19 protein-coding genes and 1 pseudogene are annotated in these 22,393 nt (G+C 67.3%); 15 read left to right on the forward strand and 5 right to left on the reverse strand.

Annotation, left to right across the window (positions count from 1 at the left end):
* Positions 1-65: 65 nt before the first annotated feature.
* The 11 genes from ACTOWK_RS11805 to ACTOWK_RS11855 all read left to right on the forward strand — a co-directional run bounded on the left by ACTOWK_RS11805 (position 66) and on the right by ACTOWK_RS11855 (position 8,951).
* Positions 66-497, forward strand: coding sequence for a DUF4087 domain-containing protein (locus ACTOWK_RS11805; protein ID WP_441330353.1), 432 nt, complete (start codon positions 66-68; stop codon positions 495-497).
* A gap of 16 nt (positions 498-513) precedes the next feature.
* Positions 514-1,773 (forward strand): mechanosensitive ion channel domain-containing protein, encoded by a 1,260-nt coding sequence (locus ACTOWK_RS11810; RefSeq protein WP_441330354.1) that lies wholly within the window; start codon positions 514-516, stop codon positions 1,771-1,773.
* Positions 1,774-1,937: 164 nt separating this feature from the next.
* Positions 1,938-2,333 (forward strand): hypothetical protein, encoded by a 396-nt coding sequence (locus ACTOWK_RS11815; protein ID WP_441330355.1) that lies wholly within the window; start codon positions 1,938-1,940, stop codon positions 2,331-2,333.
* Between the two features lie 302 nt (positions 2,334-2,635).
* A complete protein-coding gene (locus ACTOWK_RS11820; RefSeq protein WP_441330356.1) occupies positions 2,636-3,280 on the forward strand; it encodes a LysE family translocator in 645 nt (214 codons plus the stop codon).
* A 147-nt stretch (positions 3,281-3,427) separates the two neighbouring features.
* Positions 3,428-4,174, forward strand: a complete 747-nt coding sequence (locus tag ACTOWK_RS11825; RefSeq protein WP_441330357.1) for a tellurite resistance TerB family protein — start codon at positions 3,428-3,430, stop codon at positions 4,172-4,174.
* Positions 4,175-4,347: 173 nt separating this feature from the next.
* Positions 4,348-4,881: a hypothetical protein gene (locus tag ACTOWK_RS11830; protein WP_441330358.1), complete on the forward strand. Its 534-nt coding sequence runs from the start codon at positions 4,348-4,350 to the stop codon at positions 4,879-4,881.
* A gap of 183 nt (positions 4,882-5,064) precedes the next feature.
* Positions 5,065-5,802: a hypothetical protein gene (locus ACTOWK_RS11835; protein ID WP_441330359.1), complete on the forward strand. Its 738-nt coding sequence runs from the start codon at positions 5,065-5,067 to the stop codon at positions 5,800-5,802.
* A complete protein-coding gene (locus tag ACTOWK_RS11840; RefSeq protein ID WP_441330360.1) occupies positions 5,799-6,554 on the forward strand; it encodes a hypothetical protein in 756 nt (251 codons plus the stop codon). Before ACTOWK_RS11835 ends, ACTOWK_RS11840 begins: the two co-directional genes overlap by 4 nt.
* Before the next feature lie 22 nt (positions 6,555-6,576).
* Positions 6,577-7,044, forward strand: coding sequence for a putative toxin-antitoxin system toxin component, PIN family (locus tag ACTOWK_RS11845; RefSeq protein ID WP_441330361.1), 468 nt, complete (start codon positions 6,577-6,579; stop codon positions 7,042-7,044).
* A 44-nt stretch (positions 7,045-7,088) separates the two neighbouring features.
* A complete protein-coding gene (locus tag ACTOWK_RS11850; protein ID WP_441330362.1) occupies positions 7,089-7,913 on the forward strand; it encodes an AraC family ligand binding domain-containing protein in 825 nt (274 codons plus the stop codon).
* A gap of 63 nt (positions 7,914-7,976) precedes the next feature.
* Positions 7,977-8,951 carry a DMT family transporter gene (locus ACTOWK_RS11855; protein WP_441330363.1) on the forward strand — a complete coding sequence of 325 codons (975 nt, stop codon included), beginning with the start codon at positions 7,977-7,979 and terminating at the stop codon, positions 8,949-8,951.
* 447 nt (positions 8,952-9,398) lie between these two features.
* On the opposite strand, the gene ACTOWK_RS11860 is transcribed toward ACTOWK_RS11855, so the two are convergent.
* Positions 9,399-9,743: a hypothetical protein gene (locus ACTOWK_RS11860; RefSeq protein ID WP_441330364.1), complete on the reverse strand. Its 345-nt coding sequence runs from the start codon at positions 9,741-9,743 to the stop codon at positions 9,399-9,401.
* A gap of 423 nt (positions 9,744-10,166) precedes the next feature.
* Here ACTOWK_RS11860 and ACTOWK_RS11865 point away from each other — a divergent pair, with 423 nt between their 5' ends.
* Positions 10,167-12,272: a TonB-dependent receptor family protein gene (locus tag ACTOWK_RS11865; RefSeq protein WP_441330365.1), complete on the forward strand. Its 2,106-nt coding sequence runs from the start codon at positions 10,167-10,169 to the stop codon at positions 12,270-12,272.
* 18 nt (positions 12,273-12,290) lie between these two features.
* Here the strand turns inward: ACTOWK_RS11865 and ACTOWK_RS11870 are convergent, their stop codons facing one another.
* The 4 genes and pseudogenes from ACTOWK_RS11870 to ACTOWK_RS11885 all read right to left on the reverse strand — a co-directional run.
* Positions 12,291-14,546 (reverse strand): DUF5916 domain-containing protein, encoded by a 2,256-nt coding sequence (locus tag ACTOWK_RS11870; protein ID WP_441330366.1) that lies wholly within the window; start codon positions 14,544-14,546, stop codon positions 12,291-12,293.
* A gap of 230 nt (positions 14,547-14,776) precedes the next feature.
* Entirely contained in the window at positions 14,777-16,267 is a 1,491-nt protein-coding gene (locus tag ACTOWK_RS11875; RefSeq protein WP_441330367.1) for a DUF3734 domain-containing protein, read from the reverse strand.
* A gap of 445 nt (positions 16,268-16,712) precedes the next feature.
* Positions 16,713-17,513: a 3-hydroxybutyrate dehydrogenase gene (locus ACTOWK_RS11880; protein ID WP_031373852.1), complete on the reverse strand. Its 801-nt coding sequence runs from the start codon at positions 17,511-17,513 to the stop codon at positions 16,713-16,715.
* A 1,323-nt stretch (positions 17,514-18,836) separates the two neighbouring features.
* Positions 18,837-19,301, reverse strand: a pseudogene (locus ACTOWK_RS11885) (SET domain-containing protein); the annotation flags it as partial.
* A 426-nt stretch (positions 19,302-19,727) separates the two neighbouring features.
* Between ACTOWK_RS11885 and ACTOWK_RS11890 the strand changes: the two are divergent.
* Genes ACTOWK_RS11890 through ACTOWK_RS11900 form a run of 3 tightly spaced genes read left to right on the forward strand, consistent with a single transcriptional unit; the run spans position 19,728 to position 22,355 of the window.
* The gene (locus ACTOWK_RS11890) at positions 19,728-20,189 is read left to right on the forward strand and encodes an SUF system Fe-S cluster assembly regulator (protein WP_441330368.1); all 462 of its coding nucleotides are present in this window, start codon (positions 19,728-19,730) and stop codon (positions 20,187-20,189) included.
* Between the two features lie 16 nt (positions 20,190-20,205).
* Positions 20,206-21,696 carry a Fe-S cluster assembly protein SufB gene (gene sufB, locus ACTOWK_RS11895; RefSeq protein ID WP_441330369.1) on the forward strand — a complete coding sequence of 497 codons (1,491 nt, stop codon included), beginning with the start codon at positions 20,206-20,208 and terminating at the stop codon, positions 21,694-21,696.
* Positions 21,693-22,355 carry a hypothetical protein gene (locus ACTOWK_RS11900; RefSeq protein ID WP_441330370.1) on the forward strand — a complete coding sequence of 221 codons (663 nt, stop codon included), beginning with the start codon at positions 21,693-21,695 and terminating at the stop codon, positions 22,353-22,355. Before sufB ends, ACTOWK_RS11900 begins: the two co-directional genes overlap by 4 nt.
* The last annotated feature ends 38 nt before the right edge of the window (positions 22,356-22,393 follow it).

Consider the following 22,393-nt stretch of genomic DNA (forward strand, 5'->3'; position numbering starts at 1 on the left):
ATCGCTGCGGCGGCGCTCACAAGCGCCGCGCCGCCTCGTTATCATCGAAATCAAGGAGCGCCACGATGTCCACGACCTCGCCGTCCGATCGCCGCAGCACGCCGGGCCATGCCGCGGCATGGGCCTGCCTCGTCGTCTCCATCGCCTTGCTGCCCGCACTCGCCGCGGCCGCCGGGACCAAGGCGACGTCGCGCACTGCCCTGCAGAACCGCTGTGGCTGGTTCGTCAATCCGACCCCGGCCAATGCCTGGCTCGACGATCGCGACGGCAGTTGGACGGTGGCGCTGCAAGGCGGCCACCAGGCCGACGGCGACTGGCCCGAGTTCGCCGACAAGGACTGGGTCGTCACCAACGGCAGCAGCTACGGCCATGGCTGCGCCTGCATGAAGGTCAAGGTGGACCGCAAGAGCATGACCGTGCTGCGGATCGCCTCGGCGCAGAGCAAGCCGCTCGCCCAGTGCCGGCGCGACCCGAAGCTCAAGGAACCCAAGGACTGAAGCGCGTCCTCCGCCCATGACCGCAGCACCGACCGCCCCCGCCCCGCCGTCGCTGGAAACCGATCCGGAGATGATGAAGATCGTCTCCGATGCGTTGACGGTCGTCTCCAACCCCACCGACCTGCTGATCACCGTGTTCCTGGTGCTCGGCAGCGTGCTGGCTTCGGCGCTGATCACGCGCCGGGTCCGGCCCCGGCTCAAGCATCGCTTCGTCTGGCTGACCCTGCTCGACTACCTCGCCACGCCGGCGCTGACCTTGGTGTTGCTGTCGCTGTTCGGCTTGGTCGATCTGTTCGACAACCCGCTGATCGATCTCGGCGCCACACTGATCGCCTTGTTCTGTTTCCTGCGTCTGCTCGGGGCGATCGTCGAATTGCTGTTCCGGCCGACCGCGACCCTGCGCTTCATGCTGCGGGTGGTCACGGTGCTGTTGTGGATCTACCTGGTGCTGCAGATCTTCGGCACGCGCAACCCGCTGATCGGCCAGTTCTTCGCCGCGCAGTGGAGCGTCCTCGGCTTCAGCCTGACCACCCGCCATATCCTCGACGGCCTCACCGCCGGCGTGGTGATCGTCATCGTCGCGCTGTGGGGCGACAAGGCCATCGGCAACCTGCTGCGGCGCAACCGCACCCTGCAGCCGAACTTCGTCCTCGCCCTGTCGCGCATCTTCAGCGTGCTGATGTGGATCGCCGCGCTGGCGCTGATCTTCTCGATCAGCGGCATCAACCTCACTGCCCTGGCCGCGTTCAGCGGCGCGCTCGGCATCGGCCTGGGGCTCGGCCTGCAACGGCTCGCGGCCAGCTACATCAGCGGCCTGATCGTGCTGTTCGAGCAATCGGTGCGGGTCGGCGACAACATCGCCACCAACCACATCATCGGCCGGGTCACCCGCATGACCGTGCGCTACACCATGATCCGCACCCGCGACGGCGTCGAAGCGATCGTGCCCAACGACAGCCTGACCAGCAACGTGATCGTCAACCAGTCCTGGTCCGACCGCAATCTGCGCCTGGTCTGCGGCGTGCTGGTCAAGGGCGACACCGATACTCACGCCGCGCGCGCCTTGTTCCTCGACGCGATGAAGGCCCAGGACCGCGTGCTGCAGCAACCGCCGCCGCATATGTACGTCACCGGCGTCAACGACAAGGGCATCCAGCTCGACGGCCACTTCTGGATCAACGACCCCGAGAACGGCCAGCACAACGTCGCCTCCGACATCTACGACGCGGTGCTGCAGTCGTTCCGAAAAAACGGCATCGCCCTGGTCGCGCAGTAAACACCCGCAGCGTCGGCCGAATGGCGGGTCGCGGCGCATGACGATGCCTGCGGAGGCCATGCGCCGCTGCGCTCCACGGCACACCGATTCCGTCCGTCGCTTCGGCGGCAGATGCCCGTTGCGGATGCCCGTTGCAGGCGCTCCGGCAGGAGTAGGATGCGGGCATGAAAGACGGCTCCCACCCGCGCTTCTTCTGGCAGTTCCCGATGCGGCCGATCCGCGAGAAAGGATTGGCCGAAGCCCTGCCCGACGACGGCCTGCTGCGCATCCTGTTCCTGTGGGGCAAGGACTGCCCGAACTGCGATATCGCCAAGGGCCAGATCCTGCTTACGCCGGAGCGCTTCGTCTGGCCCGACGTCGAATGGCTGCACGACAACGTCTACGAAGACCCGGCCATGGGCACGCATTTCGGCCTGCACGGCATTCCGGCGTTCTTCGTGTTCCGCGGTGCCAAGAAGCTCGGCCGGATCAGCCAATGGCCCGGCACCGAGGCCTTCGTCGTGGCGATCGAGAAATTGCGTAAGCCGCCGGCTCCGGCCGCCCCGCCGCAAGCGCTTTAAGCGCTCTTAGGGTAGTAGCGACGCGAGTCGCGACCAACCGAAGAAGCCGAATACCACGCAGCCTCCGAAGCGGGCAGCCTCCCCGAGTCGCCTTTGGGGCATTGCGTCTTCGGCCATAACGCTGGCGTACAACGTTGCCGATGCTCGCGGCTTGCGCCGCTCCTACCCCAAAGCCGACGCCTCCTCGCACCACGACCCCACCCGCGCAACACAGCTTCCCGCCCCGCAACGACGGCCAGGCTTGGCCTGCGCCCCAACGCGGAGCAGACTGCCATTCCAGCCACCGCGGCCACGACGCCCACATGTTCGACCTCGCCACCCTCGCCGCCTACCTCGCCGCCGCAGCGGTCCTGGTTCTGATTCCCGGGCCGGGCACGGCCTGGATCATCGCCCAGAGCGCCGCCGGCGGGACCTCCCGCGGCGTACGGGCGGCATTCGGGCTCGAAACCGCCACCCTGATCCACGCGCTCGCCGCCGGCCTCGGCCTGTCGGCGCTACTGGCGACCTCGGCGCTGGCGTTCGAGGCGATCAAATATGCCGGCGCCGCGTATCTGATCTGGCTCGGCATCAAGGCCTGGCGCAGCCCCTCGCCCGCGCCGGCCGCGACCGACGACGCGCCGCAAGCGGCGGCCAGCTCGGCGCGCAACGTGTATCTGCGCTCGGTGATGACCGGCGTGCTCAATCCGAAGGTCGCCTTGTTCTTCCTCGCCTTCCTGCCGCAGTTCGTCCATCCCGAGCGCGGCATGGTCTGGCTGCAATTCCTCGTGCTCGGTGGCTTGCTATCGCTGATCGGCCTGTCGCACAGCGTGTTGCTGAGCGTCGCCTTCGGCCATTTCGGCCGCCGCATCGGCCGGCGTTTCTCCGGCGGCGGGCGTTGGAAAGAGCGCCTGACCGGCAGCGTATTCATCGCCCTGGGCCTGCGCCTGGCGGTGCAACAGCGCAGCTGAAGCGCGGCGCCGGCGCGCTCGCTGCGACCCAACCGCGGATGTACGGCGTCGTCGCTCGCGCCGGCAAGGCCGCCGCTTCGGCTTGAAGCCACGCTCGCGCGCCCACAGGTCGGAGATTCACGACCTCGATTCCACGGAGCGCCGCGCATGAAGACACAGGGTTTTCTCGACCAATTGCTGAAGACCGCACAGAGCAGCCTGGGCGGGGCCGGCGGACTCGAAGGTCTGCTCGGCGGCGGCAAGCCGCCGGTGCCGTACCGAGACAAGCACGCACAAGACAAGTACGCACGGTCTGAACAGACGGAAGAGAAACGCGGCCTGCTCAACGCCGATTTCGGCAAGGGCGCGCTCGCCGGCGGCGCACTCGGTCTGCTGCTCGGCCACCGCAAGCTGCGCAAGAGCGCCGGCAAGATCGCGCTGTACGGCGGCGTCGCCGCGGTCGGCGTGCTGGCCTACAAGGCCTATGGCGAATACAAGCGACAGCAGGATGCCGGCGCCGCCGAGCCGCAGACCGTCGACCGCCTGCCGCCGCCGCAGGCCGAACAACACAGCCAGGCCATCCTGCAGGCGCTGGTCGCCGCCTCCAAGGCCGACGGCCACATCGATGCGCGCGAACGCGAAGCCATCGAAGGCGAATTCACCCGCATCGACGGCGACCCGGAACTGCGCCGCTGGTTGCACGACGAATTGGAAAAGCCGCTCGACCCGGCCGAAGTGGCGCGAGTCGCGACCACCCCGGAGATCGCCGCCGAGATGTACCTGGCCAGCCTGCTCGCGGCCGATGAGCAAAGCTATATGGAACGCGCCTATCTCGACGAACTGGCGCGCCAGCTCAAGATCGACGACGCGCTCAAGAGCCGGCTCGAACAGCAGTTGCGCGACGCTCAAGCCTGAAGCCGCCTGAGCCCGGTGCCGAGCGGGAACTCGGTCACAAGCGGGCGGTGCGACCACGCGTCCGCACCGCTGTCGCTGCCGCCGGTCGGCGCGAGGCCCTCATCGTCGACGGCAGCCGTTAGGATCGCTGCGCCGCCTTGTGCGGCGCTTCCTTATCGACCGGACCGTCGCCGATGCGCTTGCTGATTCCCGCCCTGTTAGCGCTGACCTTCGTCGGTTGCTCCTGCCAACGCCAGCAGGCCGAGACCGACACGCCGGTTGCCGATGCCGCGACCGCGCCGGTCGCCGACGATGCCGCCGCGCGCGCCCGCGCCGAGGCCGCCAAGCGCGCCGACGCGCTGAGCCAGCAGCGCCTGGATGCGATGAACGAAGCGGTCAACAAGCTGCATCTGTATCTGCAGCAACTCAGCAGCGGCAAACGCGAGGAAGCCGACAAGCATTGGGCCTACCAACGCATGCCCCGCGGCAACGAAGAAGCCGATCTGCGTTCGATCAAGCAGTTCACCTCGATGCGGATCGAGAACGACACGCCGAAACAGCTCGACCAGGAAGCGGTGCCGGAATCGCTGGAGATTCCGGTGGACCTGCGCGTCAACGTCGCCGACGGCGAACCGCGGCGTTACAGCGGCTGGTACCGGATGCGGCGCAGCCCGGTCGACCGCAGTTGGGAACTCACCGCGACCTCGCTGTCGGTGAAGTTGCAGTAAGCCGCACGGGCCCCGCCCGACGCAGTCACCGTCGCCTACCCGGTCAGCGCGCGTCCAGCGAGCTGAGCCCGCGCTGTGCCCGACTTCCGGCATCTCGCCGCGATCCAGCAGTGGCTTATACACTGGGCCATCGACGCGCCCTCGAATGAGCGGCGCGCGGTCTATGCCTCTACGGACCCCGTCATGCGCCCGAATCGTTTCCTCGTCGTCCCGGCCTGCGCCCTCGCGCTGACCGCCCTGCTCGCCGGCTGCCGCGGCAAGGAGCAACCCGCGGACGGCAGCGTCGCCGGCGATCCCGACCAGGCCTTGCCGGCACCGGCCGGCGCCGGCAGCGGCGGCGTCACCGGCATGCCCGCCACGCCCGGACCCGGCCAGGTCGGTGCGCCGGTCGAAGGCAGCACCGCCGGCCCGCTGTTCGACGAGAACGGCAACCCGATTCCCGGCAGCGACGCCGGCACGCCCGCGACCGGCATCGACGGCACCTTGCAGCCGCCCGAGCCCGGCACCGACATCGACACCGACACCGGCGCCCCGCCGCTCGCCGCCGAACCGACCCCGGAAGGCGCCGTCGCCGTGGTGCGCGATTACTACGCTGCCATCAACGGCGGCAACTACGCTCGCGCTCACGCGCTGTGGTCGGACGGCGGCAACGCCAGCGGACAGAACGCACAGCAGTTCGCCAACGGTTTTGTCGAGACCGCCGGCGTGTCGGTGGAAGTGTTGGCGCCGGGTCGGGTCGATGCCGGCGCCGGTCAGCGTTATGTCGAAGTGCCGGTCGCGATCACCGCCACTCAGCGCGACGGCAGCCAGCGCAAATACGTCGGTGCCTACACTCTGCGCCGCAGCGTCGTCGACGGCGCCAGCGAGGAACAACGCGCCTGGCGGATCGGCAGCGCCGACATCCGCGAGGTCAAGCAATGAACCCGCGCGCGATGGCGAGCCAGACCTTCGCCGCGATCGCCGTCGTCGCCTTGCTCGGCGCTTGCGAGCGCACGCCTTCCAAGCCACCTGCCGCCACCGTGCCGGCCTCCGCGGCGCAGCCCGCAGCGACGCCGTCAACCACTGCGCCCGCGGCTGAAACAGGCCAGGACACGGCGCCGCCGGCCAAGCTCGACTACGTCTTGCCCGGCGCGCTCGCCCCCGACACCGGGCCGGCGCAATTGCGCGCCTTGTTCGGCGCCGAGCAGGTCGAGATTTCCGACCACTTGCCGGGCGCGGAAGGCGAGGAATTTCGCGGAGTGATCCTGTACCCCAAGGATTCCACCCTGCGTGCCTATCTGTATTTCCAGGACTCGCAACAACTGCGCGGCCTGTCCAACGTGGTCGTGCGCGAACCCGACACGCGCTGGCGCCTCGACAACGGCGTGAGCATGGGTATGCGGCTGGCCGAGTTGGTCCGCCTCAACGGCAAGCCGATCCGTTTCAGCGGCCTGGACTGGGATTACGGCGGTGCGATCACCGACTGGAACGGCGGCCGTCTCGCCGCCAAAGACGGCGACCCGGTGATCCGGCATGCGCGTCTCGACCGCAATGCGCAGGCGTCGACCGCGGACAATGCCTACCCGTCCGGCGACAGCGAATTCTCCAGCGACGACAAAGGCTATCCGCAACAGGGCGAATTGCTTTCGGTCGGCGAGCTGCGGGTGTCGTTCCCGGGCGAGGACGATCTTTGAATCGCACCGCGAAGACCACGGCATGAGCGGCAGCGTCCCGCGCATCGTCCTCGACAGCAACGTCTGCCTGGACATGTTCGCCTTCAAGGACCCGCTGACCGCCTCGCTGCTCGCCGCGTTGCGCGATGGCCGCATCGAGGCCGTTACCGATGCAGCCTGTCGCGAAGAATGGCAGCGCGTGCTGACTTATCCCAAGCTCGCGCTCACCGACGAGGTCCGCGCCGAGTGCCTGCGCGACTACGACGAACTGCTGCGCCTGCACGAATACGACGACGACGCTCCGGTGCGCGCCTTGCCCCGCTGCGCCGATCCCGACGACCAGAAATTCCTCGAACTCGCCCTGGCCGCCGGCGCGCGCTGGCTGCTCAGCCGCGATCACGCCCTGCTGGTACTCGGCCGCCGCACCGCGCGCGAGGGCCTGTTCGAGGTGCTGACGCCACGCGCCTGGGCCGCCTTGCAGACCCTGCGCGAGACCGCGCCCGAGGCCTGAACAGCGCCACGGATCGCGCGCACGGGCCATGCGATACTCGGCCCATGCAAGGCGTCCCCGTCCAGTTCGTCCACGCCCACGATGCCGCCGAATTCCGGCAGCCTTCGCATCGCGCCGGGGTCGAGCTGTATCGCGCGCACATCGTCCGCCATGCCTTCGAGCCGCACACCCACGAGGCCTTCGGCCTGGGTGCGATCGAATCCGGCGTGGAGCGTTTCCGCTATCGCGGCAGCGACCACCTCGCACCGCCGGATTCGCTGGTGCTGATGAATCCCGACGTGCTGCACACCGGCCGCGCCGAAACCGAAGGCGGCTGGCGTTATCGCATGGTCTATGTCGAACCCGAAATGGTCGAGGCGGTGACCGGCGAAGCCGGCTGGTGGTTCGACGACGCCGTGCGCCACGACCCCGAACGCGCGCGCCGCATCACCGCGCGGCTCGACGCCTTATGGAACGCGTGCGAGCCGCTCGCCTTCGACAGCCAGCTGTTCGCCTTGCTGATGGAGTTCCGCGACCACGCGCGCATGCCGCGGCGCCTGCGCGAAGAAGCGGCATCGCGCTTCGGCCCGGTCGTCGACTATCTGCGCGCGCACCTCGCCGAGCGCGTCACCCTGGAGGAACTGGCGACGGTCGCCGGCCTCAGCCCCTTCCATTTCCTGCGCCGCTTCCGCGCCCAGTACCACGTCACCCCTCAGCAGATGTTGATGGCGCTGCGCCTGTACGAAGCCAAGCGCCTGCTCGCCGGCGGCGCTCCGCTCGCGCGCATCGCCGCCGACACCGGCCTGACCGACCAGGCCCACCTGACCCGCGCGTTCTCGCGCCGCTACGGCATCACTCCGGCGCGTTACCAGAAGCAAATCCGCCTCTGAGCGCGGCCGCGGCATAGCAATCTGGTACAAGACCGCGCCGCCGGGTTCGCCCAAGCTGGACGCATGTGGCTAGGAACCCTCTATGCGCTCGCGGCCGGCCTGATCTGGGGCCTGGTCTTCGTCGGCCCGCTGTTGCTGCCGGAATACCCGGCCACGCTGCAGTCGGTCGGACGCTACCTCGCTTTCGGCCTGATCGCCCTGCCGCTGGCCTGGCTCGACCGCGCCGCTCTGCGCCAGCTGACCCGCGCCGACTGGATCGAAGCGCTGAAGCTGTCGGCGATCGGCAACCTGCTCTATTACCTGTGCCTGGCCGGCGCCATCCAGCGCGCCGGCGGCCCCTTGCCGACCATGATCATCGGCACCTTGCCGGTGGTGATCGCGGTCTGCGCGAACCTGCGCAACGCACGCCGCGACGGCCGCCTGCCGTGGCTGCGCCTGCTGCCTTCGCTGGCCCTGATCCTGGCCGGCATCGCCTGCGTCAACCAGGTCGAATTGCAAGCGCTGCACGCGGACGCCAACGCCGACCTGCGCCGCTACGCCATCGGCGCCGTGCTCGCGATCGGCGCGGTCGCGTGCTGGACCTGGTACCCCTTGCGCAACGCCGACTGGTTGCGCGACCACCCCGGCCGCAGCCCGCGCACCTGGGCCACCGCACAGGGCGTGGCGACCTTGCCGCTGGCCTTGCTCGGCTACATCGCGCTATGGACCTTCATGAGCGCGACCGATCGCGAGTTCCCGATGCCGTTCGGCCCGCGCCCGGGCTTCTTCATCGGATTGATGGTAACGATCGGCCTGTTCGCCTCCTGGGTCGGCACCTTGTGCTGGAACGAAGCCAGCCAGCGCCTGCCGACCGCCCTGGCCGGCCAACTGATCGTATTCGAGACCGTCGCCGCCCTCAGCTACGCCTTCATCCTGCGCGGCCGCATGCCGGAACCGTTGACCATGATCGGCATCGCTTTGTTGATTGCGGGGGTGATCTGGGCGTTACGGGTTAAGCCGGTGCCGGTGGTGGATGCGGAGAGTTATTCGGCGCATTGAGAGGGATGGTTCCGGCGCTGTCGCCTTGCCGTTGCCGTTGCCGTTGCCGTTGCCGTTGCCGAGATTTTTCTCCGCTTTTCTTGTGGTTTTGCTTTGCCGCTTTGCCGGTCAACAGTAGACCCGTAGGGCGGCCCGCATGGATGCGGGCCGTGCGCAAGCAGGCCATGGATGGCCTGTCTGGAGCATCCCTCGTATGCATCGATCGTACGGGCTTGTGCCCTTGCAAGGAAGGCCTTTTCTTTGGTTAGCTTTCTTTTGGGCCACGGGATGCGCAGAGTCCGCAACGCCTTTGCCATCGATCGAAGGAATGCATCGTCGCGAGGGTAGGAGCGGCGCAAGCCGCGACCGCGCTGCTAAGGCCTCGCAGCGAATGGATCAAGAAAGATCAAGATCCAGATCAAACGCCAAAAGCTTCCGCCACTAAAGCGGCGGGTTACTTTCTTTTGTCTAAAGCAACAAAAGAAAGGTAAACCAAAGAAGTTGCTTCTCTTTGAATAACAAGCCCGCACGATCGATGCCAACGCAAGGCTTTTTCATACGGGACATCCCTGTCCCGATAAAAAACGGCCCGCATCCATGCGGGCCGCCCTCCGGGTCTTCTGTTGCCTTCGCGAGTGCTCGGCGGCGCACAGCAGCAGCAACAGCAACGGCCGAGGCGACGGCATCGAAATTAGCAGCGCGAACTTGAAGCCACGCGGTCGCGGCTTGCGCCGCTCCTACCCAAGAGCATGTCGCGGCACCCAAAGTTGTCGTTGTCGTGATTTTGATCGGCTTTGCCGCTTTGCCGGTCAATAGCTGACCCGTAGGGCCGCCCGCAAGGATGCGGGCCGTGCGCAAGCAGGCCATGGATGGCCTGTCTGGAGCATCCCTGCGTCGGCGTCGATCATGCGGGCTTGTGCCCTTGCAAGGAAGGCCTTTTCTTTGGTTAGCTTTGACCGAAGGAACTCCCTGTGGGACTTTTGGGCCAGCAAAAGAAAGTAACCCGGCCGCGTCAGCGGACGGAAGCTTTGCTATTGATGTTGCTTCATCGTCTAGCGACAAGAAACGCCGCTCCTACAAGCGGGCTGCGGCCGGATACGGCGCACCGGGAAACGGCGCGGTCGCGGCTTGCGCCGCTCCTACTCTCAGATCAAGAGCCTGCGACTGCGGCGTTATGCCGCATCCACCCCGACAATCGCCTGACTACGCTTGCCGGCTCTCACCCCGGACCCCGCCATGCGCGCCGTCACATTTCGCCCTTCCCTGCTCGCGCTGGCTACGATCCTCACGTTCGCTCTCCACTCGCATTGCGCGCAGGCGCAGTCGGCGGAAGTGCCGGCCATCGACGCTCCGGCCTCGGCCGACCATCGGTCGTCGGCCAAGACCCTCGACTCGGTCAGGGTGTTCGGCCTGAGGGGCCAACCGCTCGCCGTCGACGGCATCGAGCAGGCGCGCGAGCGGCTCGACGAGCGTGCGGGGGCGACCGGGCTGGTCGACGGCGAGTCTTACCGCGGCGGTCGCGTCAGTACCTTGACCGATGCGCTCGGTTACGCCGCCGGTGTGTTCGTGCAGCCGCGCTTCGGCGCCGAGGAAGCACGGTTGTCGATTCGCGGTTCGGGCCTGCAACGCACGTTCCATGGACGCGGCCTGGAGCTGTTGCAGGACGGTAGTCCGCTCAACCTCGCCGATGGCGGTTTCGACTTCCAGGCGGTCGAACCGCTGTCGTCGCGCTATATCGAGGTCTACCGCGGCGCCAATGCGCTCGAGTTCGGCGCCGCCACCCTCGGCGGCGCGATCAACTTCGTTTCGCCGACCGGGTACGACGCCGCGCCGGTCGGCGTGCGCGTCGAGGCCGGCGACTTCGGCTACCGCCGCGGTCAAGTCGCACTGGCCGGGGTGTCCGGGCGCGGCGACGCTTATCTGAGCCTGAGCGGCCTGCGCCAGGACGGCTTCCGCGATCACGCCGAACAGGAAAACTACCGCGTGTTCGGCAATGCCGGTTTCCGTTTCAGCGATACGCTCGATGCGCGCGTCTACCTGACCCACGTCGACACGCGTTCGGCCTTACCGGGCAATCTGACCATGGCCGAGTGGCGGCGCGACCCCACCCTCGCCGCGCCGGGCAATCTGGCTTTGAACCAGCGCCGCGACTATCGCCTCGACCGCATCGCCGCCAAACTCGCCTGGGCCGCGTCCTCCACCGACACGCTCACCTTGTCGGTCTACTACGCCGACAAATCGCTCGACCATCCGATCTTCCAGGTGCTGCGCCAGGAAAGCCGCGACAGCGGCATCGATCTGCGCTGGCGCGGCGAGTCGCAGTGGTTCGGCCTCCGCAACGTGCTCATTGCCGGCGCCGCCTTCGCCCAGGGCGACATCGACGACGATCGCTTCTTCAACGTCGCCGGCCACGCCGGTGCGCGCAGCAACCGTTTCGACCAGCGCGCGCGCAACGGCAAGCTCTATGTCGAGAACCAGACCTGGCTCGCGTCGAATTGGGTGCTGGCGGTCGGCGCGCAGGCGCTGCGTTCCGAGCGCCGCTCACAGGACCGGTACATCACCGGAGGGCGCGACGAGAGTTTCTCGCGCGATTACTCCGGCCTCAGCCCGAAGCTGGGCCTGCGTTATCTGATCGACGAGCATGCCCAGCTCTACGCGAACCTCAGCCGCAGTCTGGAGCCGCCGAGCTTCGGCGAGCTCAGCGGCGGCCCCGGCGTGACCCAGGTCGACCGGCAACGCGCGGACAGCGGCGAGATCGGCCTGCGCCTCGATCGCCACCGCCTGTCGCTCGACGTCGCCGTGTATCGCGCCCGTGTCGACGGCGAACTGCTGTCGCTGAGCGACGGCAACGGCAATCCGCTCGGCACCGTCAATGCCGACCGCACCCTTCACCAGGGCATCGAACTCGGCCTGGGCTGGCATCCGGCCGACGACTGGACCTTGTCGGCCAACTATCTCTACAACGACTTCCGCTTCCGGCACGACCGCGTCTACGGCGACAACGACCTCGCCGGGGTGCCGCCGCAGCAACTGCGCGCCGAGCTGCGCTGGTCGCCGGGCGAGTATTTCTATCTCGCCCCGAACGTCGAATGGACGCCGCAGGACTACTACATCGACCACGCCAACAGTTTCAAGGCGCCGGGCTATACGATCGCCGGCCTGCGCATCGGCGGGAAATTCGCCAAGGCCTGGTCGTGGTTCGCCGACGCCCGCAACCTCGGCGACCGCAAGTGGATCGCCAGCACGAACGTGATCGCCGATGCGCGCGGCCAGGACGGCCGCAACGTCCTGCCCGGCGACGGCCGCTCGCTCTATATCGGCCTGGAGTGGCGACCGCACTGAGGCGGTCGTCGCCCCGGCTCAAATCTCGAAGCGGTACGACAGCTTGACCAGCAACTGCTCGCTGTCGCGCAGGTCGAAGGCGTCGCGGAATTCGCGGGCGACGCCGCGGTCCATCCGGCCTTCCTCGAACATCTCGCCGCCGCGTACATAAGCGACGTAGAGATAGGACAGCGGCGCGAGTTCGTAGCGGTAGCGGATCTGGAAGCCCAGGTTGCGCACGCGGAAATCCGGAATCGCTTCGTCCACCGCGAGCGCGCGGCCGCCGGCGTCGACGCGGTAGGCCTGTTTCAGGCGCGCGTCCAGGCCGATGGTTTCCAGGCGCACGCGCAGCTCCTGCTTGTCGTCGATGAACCACTGCAGGCCGGCGTCGAGCACCAGCGAGTCGGCACGGAATGCGCCGAGGCGGTTGTCGCCGCGCCACAGCAGCCAGTCCGGCGCGTGGGTGTACTCGAAGCCGGCGAACAGGGTCAGGCGGTCGTTGAACTGATAGTTCGGCTCCAGGTACAGGCGCGTTTCGCCTTCGTCGATGCCGCCCAGGCCGTCGGCGCTGTAACCGGCCTCGATGGCCAGCGACCACGGGCTGCCGTTCTGGCGCGGTTGCAGGCGTTCGTAGTCGAGGAACAGTCGCGAGGGCACGCGCAGCACGCCGTTGCCTCGGGTGATCAGGTCGTCGTGGCCCGAGGTCCACAGCGCGGCTTCGGCGAACTCGTTGCCGCCGTTGCGCAGTTCGCTGCGGCGGGTGATCGCGAAAGCGTCGGCGATGTGCAGGCCGTCGTCGCTGTAGCGGCGCGACACGGCGTAATGCCAGTCGTGCGAGGCATAGGCCGAATCGGCCGGCAGGTCGGTGACCCGGCGGCCCAGGTCGTAGCGCAGGTAGTTGAAGTTGTTGCGCTCCAGATAACCGAAATCGTTGAGCTGCAGATCCTTGCCCAGATGCAGGCCGTACAGCTGCTGACGCCAGCCGCCGCCCATGTCGTAGTCGATGCGGATCTGCGCGCCGCTGTCGCGCAGGTTGCGGCCGCCCTGCTCGACGTCCGACGCCACCACCGCGCCGCGCATCGCCCATTGCGGGTTCGGCGTCCAGCGCTGGTCGAATTCATAGACGTTGGCCTGGCGGTCCAGCAACGGACGGTCCACGCGCGTGACCATCGCACCGAGGCCGAACGCGGCGAAGTCGCGGGTCGCGCGCACCGCGTAGAAATCGCGGCCGATCTCGTCGCCTTCGTTGGCCGCGAACAGGCCGTAGTTGAAGCCGCCGGCGCTGCCGTTGAGCTTGAGCGCGGCGGTGACGTCGCCCGAGCCGAGGCCGTCGTCGGTCTTGCCGCCGACGCGGCGGGTATAGATCAGACGGCTGTTGCTGTTGTAGGAACCGAAGGGCACGTCGAACAGGCCCTGGTTCTCGGTGAAGAACGGGCGTTTGTCGCTGAAGAAGGTTTCGGTGGCGCTGAAGTTGACGGTCAGCTCGTCGCTTTCGACCTGGCCGAAATCCGGGTTGACGGTGGCGCTGAGCTGGAACTTGCCGCTGGGCTTCCAGAACAGGTCGGCGCCGGCGTCGAAGTCCCCGTCGCGGCCGACCGCGTCGCCGACCCCGACCACGTACGGCGTGATCGCCAACAACGCCTGGCTGTAGGCCGGCACTTCGATACGGTTGAACGCGGACAGGAAGCGCGCCTCGGTGTAATGCACCGCCGGCCACGAGGTGCGCTCGCCGGTCGAGGCGATGACCCGGTCGAGCTCTATGCCGAGGGTGCGGGTGCCGTCGCTGACGTCGCGCATCGGGGCGATATGCCAGGGGATCAGCATCTCGGCCGACCAGCCGCCGTCGTCCTCGCTGGTGGCATGGCGCCAGTCGCCGTCCCAGTCGTCGTTGAATTGGTTCTCGCTGGTGATCGTGGTGTCGACGATGCTGTTGGCCAGGGTCACGGTGAAGTTGTAGCCGGCACGGCCGTCGCCGTCGAAATCGACATAGAGATTGACCCGGTCGACAGTGGCGTTGCCGTCGCGCTGGGTGTGTTGGCGCAGGCGCGGCACGCCGGCCGGTTGGTGATTGCGAAAGGCCACGGCGAGCCCCTCAGGCGTCGCCAGCAACCAGGCCTCGGTCGACTGCGAGGCGGCCGCGCGCGATAGCGGCTGGGTCAAGCGGAACTCGTCGATGCGCCGGGCGCCGCGCCATTCCTCCTCGTCGATGCGGCCGTCGATCTCCAGCCCGTAGGCGCAGGGAGAGGCGATCGCGACCGAGGTCGCGAGCAGGGAGGTGAACAGATTCGTGCGCATACAACAGCCCCGGTGATGCGGATTGTCCGCATCGCGAGCGCCTGCCCTGGCCCTCGTCGACGACGGATCGCGGCGAATGGCGTCGCGATGCCGCGCAGACTAGCGGCGCGGCGGCTTTTCACCGCATGGCGTAAGTCATGGCAACCCTTGGCCGCCGATGCGCATCCTTGACTTCGGTGGCCGGCCCGGCAGGGCTGAATGCGCCCTGCCGGCGCCCCGAGACGCCCGGCTCAGGGCGCGGTGGCGTCGTGGGTGACGAAGGCCGATTCGCCGCTGGGCAGTTGCATCCAGTCCGGATGGGCCATCGCCCGGGCGATGTCGGACTGGCCCGACAGCCAATGCTCGCGCATGGCGACGCGGCCGAACTGGTAGTCCTTGAAGTGCCCGATGCGGGCGCGGTCGCGATAGATCAGATGGATCACGCTGTAGCGGCGGTCGCAGGCCAGCTCGGCGGCGTGCTGGGCCCAGGGATTGGTCGCGCGCACCTCCTCGGGGATTTCCTCGAGCAGCTCGCGCAGCAGGCGCCGGTAATGCTGGAACACGCGCTGGGTGTCGGTGATCAGGCGGGTGCGGCTGGAGTACTGGATTTCCTTCTGCCGCTCGGCGACGTCGAGCAGGGTCTGCGGCAACTCGCCGAGTGCGTTCCACAGGTCGACCTGGAACACCAGGGTGTCGCTGCGCGGCGACGAGGTCAGCACGTGCGACAGCGGTGTGTTCGAGACCAGGCCGCCGTCCCAGTAGTACTCGCCGTCGATCTCGATGGCCGGGAACGCCGGCGGCAAGGCGCCCGAGGCGAGGATATGGCGCGCGTCCAGGCGCATCCGGGTGTTGTCGAAATACTCCAGGTTGCCGGTGCGCACATTGACCGCGCCGACCGAGACCCGGATGCCGCCGTCGTTGAGGCGGTCGAAATCGACCATGCGTTCGAGCGTGGCGATCATCGGCGAGGTGTCGTACAGACTGGCCGCCGCCGGCCCCGGCACCGCGAACGGGTCCTGGCCGAGCCAGGCGCGCGGACGGTAGAAGCCGTTCTGGCCCTCGACGATCGCGCGCCAGGCTTCCCAGGTGTCGAGCCAGGCGCGGGTATCGGCATCCAGGCCGGTGAAGCGCGCTTCCTGGCCGAAGGTGGTCGCGGGGAACAGGGTCGGTTGCGAGATCGTGGCCCAGAATTCGCTCAGCGCCTGCATCCGTTTCTCCGGCGGATTGCCGGCGATGATCGCGGTGTTGAAGGCGCCGATGGAAATGCCGGCGATCCAGTTCGGCGCGATCCCGGCCTCGTACAAGCCTTGGTAGACCCCGGCCTGGTAGGCGCCGAGCGCACCGCCGCCCTGCAGGACCAGGGCGATGTTCTCGGGCAGCACCGAGGTTTCGGCGCGAATGCGCTCGCCCGCGGCCTTGGCCGCACGCGAGGCGGCCTGTTTGCTGGCCGCGCGCTTGCGTGGCGGCGTGGGTGCCTGTTCGAGTTCCGACACCTTCGCGCGCGGCTTGCGCTTGGCCGGGTTCGCCGGCTTCGGTTCGCGCTTGGCCGGCGCGCGCGTAGCGGGTGAACGCGCGGCGGCGGCGCTGCTGCCCCTGGCGGGTTCCTTGGATGGTTCCCTGCGAGCCGGGGTCTTCGTCGGCGGATCTTTCTTGGCCGGCGTCGCCGGCGTGGGATCGCGCTTGGCCGGTGTCCGCGGCGCGGGTTCGCGCTGCGGCGGTGTGGAGCGCTTGCTGCTGGGCATTGCGGTTGCCTCTTCGGAAACGTCGCGGCGGTCAGGCGCCCATGGTGCTTCGCTTGCACCGTTGCTGCCGTGAAGGCAGGTTGTGCGGCGAAGGCACAAGGGCAACGGCAAATCCCCCTTGCCCCCCTTTTTCAAAGGGGGGAAGCCGCAGAGATTTCTTTCCAAAGGCAGGACGCCGCATAGACTTCGGAGCCCTGCCTCGATAAGCCCTGGGTGTTCGGCTCCGCCGAAGTAAAGCGGAGCCCGCCTTCGCGGGAACGACGGCGCGGTGGTCAACGCGCTCTCTATAGCTCGTCATTCCCGCGAAAGCGGGGTGAATGGATGCCGCTTGCGAGCCACTGGCGCGGGCATCCATGAACCCCAGGGCACTGTGCGCCCTGGCCGGGCCGCAGAGACTTCAGCGCCTTGTAACGATGAAGCCGCTAGCTGCTTTCGCAGCCGCCGGTTATTGCATATACCAACCATGGCTGACCACGAAGCTCTGCCCGGTCAGGGCCGCACTCGGGAACTCGGCGAGGAAGCGCACGGTCTGGGCGACGTCCTCGACCGTGGTGAACACGCCGTCGACGGTGTTGCCGAGCATGACTTTCTTGATCACCTCGTCCTCGCTGATGCCGAGCTCCTTGGCCTGCTCGGGAATCTGCTTGTCGACCAGCGGGGTGCGCACGAAGCCCGGGCAGACCACGTGGCTGCGCACGCCGTGTTTGGCGCCTTCCTTCGCGAGCACCCGCGACAGGCCCAGCAGGCCGTGCTTGGCGGTGACGTAGGCCGACTTCAACGGCGAGGCCTCGTGCGAATGCACCGAGCCCATGTAGATCACCGTGCCGCCCCGGCTCTGGCCCGAACCGTTGTCCTTGTACATATGCGGCAGCGCCGCCTTGGTGGTCAGGAAGGCGCCGTCGAGGTGGATCGCGAGCATCTTCTTCCAGTCGGCGAAGGCGTAGTTCTCGATCGGGTTGACGATCTGGATGCCGGCGTTCGAGACCAGGATGTCGATCCCGCCGAGTTCGGCGACCACCCGTTCGATACCCGCGTTGACCGCGGCCTCGTCGGTGACGTCCATGGCCACGCCGATCGCGCGCCCGCCGTTGCCGGCGATCTCGTCGGCGACGGCCTGCGCCCCGGCCTGATTGAGATCGGCGATCGCGATCGCGGCGCCGGCGCGGGCCAGCTCGTGGGCGATTTCCTTGCCGATGCCGCTGGCGGCCCCGGTGACGACGGCGACCTTGCCTTGGATCGAACTCATGGCGACTCCTGGATGCGGTGCGAAGGGGAAGAAGGCGTTGCGCCGCACACGGCGCGAGACGCGAACCGGCGACCATTGTCGCCGCCGCACGTTATCGCGGCGTGGCGGCCGACGCATCGCAGTGTCCCGTCGCGACGACGAAGCGGCTATCGGACCTTCGTACCCGGTTGGGGTGATGGCCAGCTTTGCGGAATCGGGCGGGAGGGGACGAGGTGAGCAATCAGCCGATCGTTGGCCGCAGCGGCGTGGCGCGTCGTTGGAAGCAGGCCTGAGGACCCAACCCTGGATTGCAGGGCGGTCGCGTCGCACGCCGAAGCTGCGCGGTCGCGGCTTGCGCCGCTCCTACCCCAAAGCAGAGCCGTTGCCGTTGCCGTTGCCGTTGCCGTTGCCGTGATTTTGATCTGCTTTGCTGCTGTGCCGGTCAAATGAAGACCCGGAGGGCGGCCCGCATGGATGCGGGCCGTTTTTCATCGGGACAGGGATGTCCCGTATGTAGATCCCTGCGGATGCACCGCTCGTGCGGGCCTGTGATTCAAAACAAAGCAACTTCTTTGGTTACCTTTGACCGAAGGAACTCCCTGTGGGACTTTTGTTGCTTTAGACAAAAGAAAGTAACCCGCCGCTTTAGTGGCGGAAGCTTTTGGCGTTTGATCTAGATATTGATCTTGCGTGAGCGATGCGCCGCGAGATCGAAACAGCGCGGTCGCGACTTGCGTCGCTCCTACCCTGACGGGCTGCGGCTCGCGCCGACGCGAGATTGATGCGACGCGGTCGCGGCTCTTAGGGTAGGAGCGACGCAAGTCGCGACCACGTCCTGTCGGCCTCCGGCGTATCCTTCAAGCAAGAGCAGAGCTTCCGTCCGCTAACGCGGCCGGGTTACTTTCTTTTGCTAAGCTCAAAAGTCCCACAGGGAGTTCCTTCGGTCAAAGGCAACCAAAGAAAAGGGCTCTCCTTGCAAGGGCACAAGCCCGCACGTTCGATGCATACGCAGGGATGCTCCAGACAGGCCATCCATGGCCTGCTTGCGCACGGCCCGCATCCATGCGGGCCGCCCTACGGGTCTTCTCTATGACCGGCAAAGCGGCAAAGCAGATCAAAATCTAAGCAATCGCAGGATTCCGTAATCCAACGCCGGCGGCCGAGCGAACGCGGTCGCGGCTTGCGCCGCTCCTACCCTGGGAGCAAGAGCAGTTCGCGGCATCGAACAGATCGCAGCAGCGACGCGGTGGCCGCGCGTCCCGTCAATCAATCCTTCTTCTTGCCCTTCTTCTTATCCTTCTTCTTTTTCTTGTCTTTCTTCTTGTCCTTCTTCGCCTTCTTGTCCTTCTTCGGCTGCAACATCGTCCCGGTGCAGTTCGCCGAACCGCAGCGGCACTCCCAGATCTTCTTCAGTTCCTTGGTGTGCTTCTCGGCCAGGGTGATGCCGTAGTTGTAGGACAGTTCCTCGCCCGCGGCGATATCGCGGACCGCCTCGATGAAGACGCGATCGCGGCGGCGGTCGTCGCCGTCGTCCTCTTCCAGCACCGCCTCGCAGTTCGGCGAGCAGCTGTGGTTGATCCAGCGCGCGGTATTGCCTTCGTGGTTGGCGTCGATCACGTACTCGTCGTTGAGCGTGAACAGGAAGGTATGACCGGAGTCGGCGTCGCCGGTCTCGCCCGCATCGACCTCTTCGTGGGTGCGGCGACTGCCCTTGTACTCGACGACCCGCTCGCCCTTGGCGATCGGGGCAATGGCGAACACTCCATTGCCGTGAATGGCGGAACGACGGGCGGCGATCTTGCGCGGCATAGCGAATCCCAAAATGACGAACCGGCATTCTGACCTGCTTGCATCGCCTTCGCTATCCAGGCCCGCTAACCGGGCGCGCCGAATCGGATCGCTGCACGTCCTCGGCCCGGGGCCAGCGTTGTCACTCATTACCGCCGTCCCCACGCAGACGGGGGTGAAGAAATGCGCTTGCGCACCGCCGGCTCGCGCATCCATGAACACCAAGGCACCATGTGCCCCGGGCCGGGTCGTAGAGACTTCTTCGATGAAGCACCGGGTCCTAGCCACAGGGGGATGACGGCCTGCGGAGCGCCCACCCGGGCACCCGCCGGGCCCAAGCCCGGACCCGTCCTGCGATACGCCTGAATCGCGCAAAACCCCCGGCTTGGCCGCGCCCGGAGAAAAACGTACAATTTCGGTACGAATTACCCCCGAGCGGCCCCGCCGATGCTCCGCGTCACCAAACTCACCGACTACGCCACGGTCGTCCTGACCGTCCTGGCGGCCCAGTCCGACCGCGTCCTCAGCGCGTCGGAGCTGGCCGAGCGGGCGGGTCTGGAGGCGCCGACGGTCAGCAAGCTACTCAAGCCGTTGGCCCAGGCCGGCCTGGTCGAGGGGTTCCGCGGCGCCAACGGCGGTTATCGCCTGGCCCGCCCCGCCGACGAAATCGGCCTGATCGAGATCGTCGAGGCAATGGAAGGCCCGCTCGGCATGACCGAGTGCAGCGTCCACGAAGGCAATTGCGGCCTCGAACACCAGTGCGGCGTGCGCGCCAACTGGCGCCGCATCAACGACGTGGTCGTCGAGGCCCTGAGCAACGTCACCCTTGCCCAGATGCTCGCCCCTACCCCTTCCTTTTCACCCGAACCAGCCGGCCGGCGCATCGATCTGCGCCTGGCCGGCGCTTAGACAGTAGGCAGCCGCCATGGCCACCGACATCATCAAGACGCCCGTTCCCTCGGGCGACACCGGCAATCGTCCGCTTCAGAACGAGGCGATCCACGAGCAGCTCGGGCGTCGCTACGAAGCCGGCTTCATCACCGACATCGAATCCGACAGCCTGCCTCCGGGCCTCGACGAGGACACCATCCGTGCCCTCTCGGCCAAGAAGGAAGAGCCCGAGTGGATGACCCAGTGGCGGCTGGACGCCTATCGCCATTGGCTGACCATGCCGATGCCGCACTGGGCCAAGCTCAACATCGCCGCGATCGACTTCCAGGCGCTGAGCTACTACAGCGCGCCGAAGGCCAAGTACAAGTCGCTCGACGAAGTGCCCGAAGAACTCATCGCCACCTACGACAAGCTGGGCGTGCCGCTGCATGAGCGCGCGCGGCTGGCCGGCGTGGCGGTCGACGCGGTGTTCGACTCGGTCTCGGTCGGCACCACCTTCCGCAAGGAACTCGCCGAGAAGGGCGTGATCTTCTGCTCGATGTCGGAAGCGATCCGCGAGCAGCCCGAGTTGGTGAAGAAGTACCTCGGCAGTGTGGTGCCGACCGGCGACAACTTCTTCGCCGCACTCAATTCGGCGGTGTTCTCCGACGGCAGCTTCGTGTTCATCCCCAAGGGCGTGCGTTGCCCGATGGAGCTGAGCACCTATTTCCGCATCAACGCCGGCCACACCGGCCAGTTCGAGCGCACCCTGATCATCTGCGAGGACAAGGCCTACGTCTCGTACCTGGAAGGCTGCACCGCGCCGATGCGCGACGAAAACCAATTGCATGCGGCGGTGGTCGAGCTGGTCGCGCTGGAAGACGCCGAGATCAAGTACTCGACCGTGCAGAACTGGTACCCCGGCGATGAGAACGGCGTCGGCGGCATCTACAACTTCGTGACCAAGCGCGGCGAATGCCGCGGCGCACGCAGCAAGATCAGCTGGACCCAGGTCGAGACCGGTTCGGCGATCACCTGGAAGTACCCCAGCTGCGTGTTGCTCGGCGACGATTCCAGCGGCGAGTTCTATTCGGTCGCGTTGACCCATCATCGCCAGCAGGCCGACACCGGCACCAAGATGATCCACATCGGCAAGCGCACCAAGTCGAAGATCATCAGCAAGGGGATCAGCGCCGGCCGCGGCCAGAACACCTACCGCGGCCTGGTCAAGATCGAGAAGAACGCCGCCGGCGCGCGCAACCACACCCAGTGCGACAGCCTGCTGATCGGCAAGAAGTGCGGCGCGCACACCTTCCCCTACATCGAGGTCAAGCACCCCGATGCGACCGTCGAGCACGAGGCCACCACCTCCAAGATCAGCGACGACCAGCTGTTCTATTGCCGCTCGCGCGGCATCGGCGAGGAAGATGCGGTGTCGATGATCGTCGATGGCTTCTGCAAGTCGGTGTTCCGCGAGCTGCCGATGGAGTTCGCGGTCGAAGCCAAGAAGCTGCTCGAAGTCAGCCTGGAAGGTTCGGTCGGATGAAGCCCGCGCGCTTGCTTCCGGCGCTGCTGGCCGCGGCGCTCGCCGCCTGCTCGGCCGCGCCGGCCCCGCAACCCACGGCTGCTTCAACTGCGGCCGCGGCTCCTGCCGCCTCGGCGACTCCCGCGCCCGCCACCGCGGCCGCACCGGTCGAGGCGCCGCTGGCCCCGCCGGGCACGATCAAACACGCGCTCGCCGACGGCGAGTACCTGCTGCCGTTCACCATCGTGCCGGAGCTCGCCGAGACCCACGACCCGCGCGTGCTGCAATGGAGCGAGCACCCCTGCGGCGCGACCCCGTATGCGCGGGTGCGCGCGCTGCCGCTCGACGACAAGCTGCTGCTCGCCGACGAGGTGATCGAAATCGACGATGCCGGCCAGGAGCTGCGCCGCTGGCGCAAACCCTTCGAGGCCGACGTGGTCGCTATCGACGGCGAACGCCTGCGCCTGCGCAGCCTCGACGGCAACGGTGTCGAGCAACTGCTGTGGACCGACCCCGCCGGCGCCCTGGCGCCCGCGCGGGTGGCCGCCGAGGCCGAGCCGCGCCGGTTCGACTGCCCGACGCTGAAGGCCTTCGCCGGTTCCGATTTCGTGCAATGCCTGGAGTACGCCGATGCCGGCGGCGCCAAGCGCAAGCTCGCCTACGAAGGCGTCTGTACCTGAGCGCGGGCCTCGACGCCCGCCTTCCGACCCGATACCGG

Source organism: Lysobacter sp. CA196, assembly GCF_052078695.1.
Taxonomy (GTDB): domain Bacteria; phylum Pseudomonadota; class Gammaproteobacteria; order Xanthomonadales; family Xanthomonadaceae; genus Lysobacter.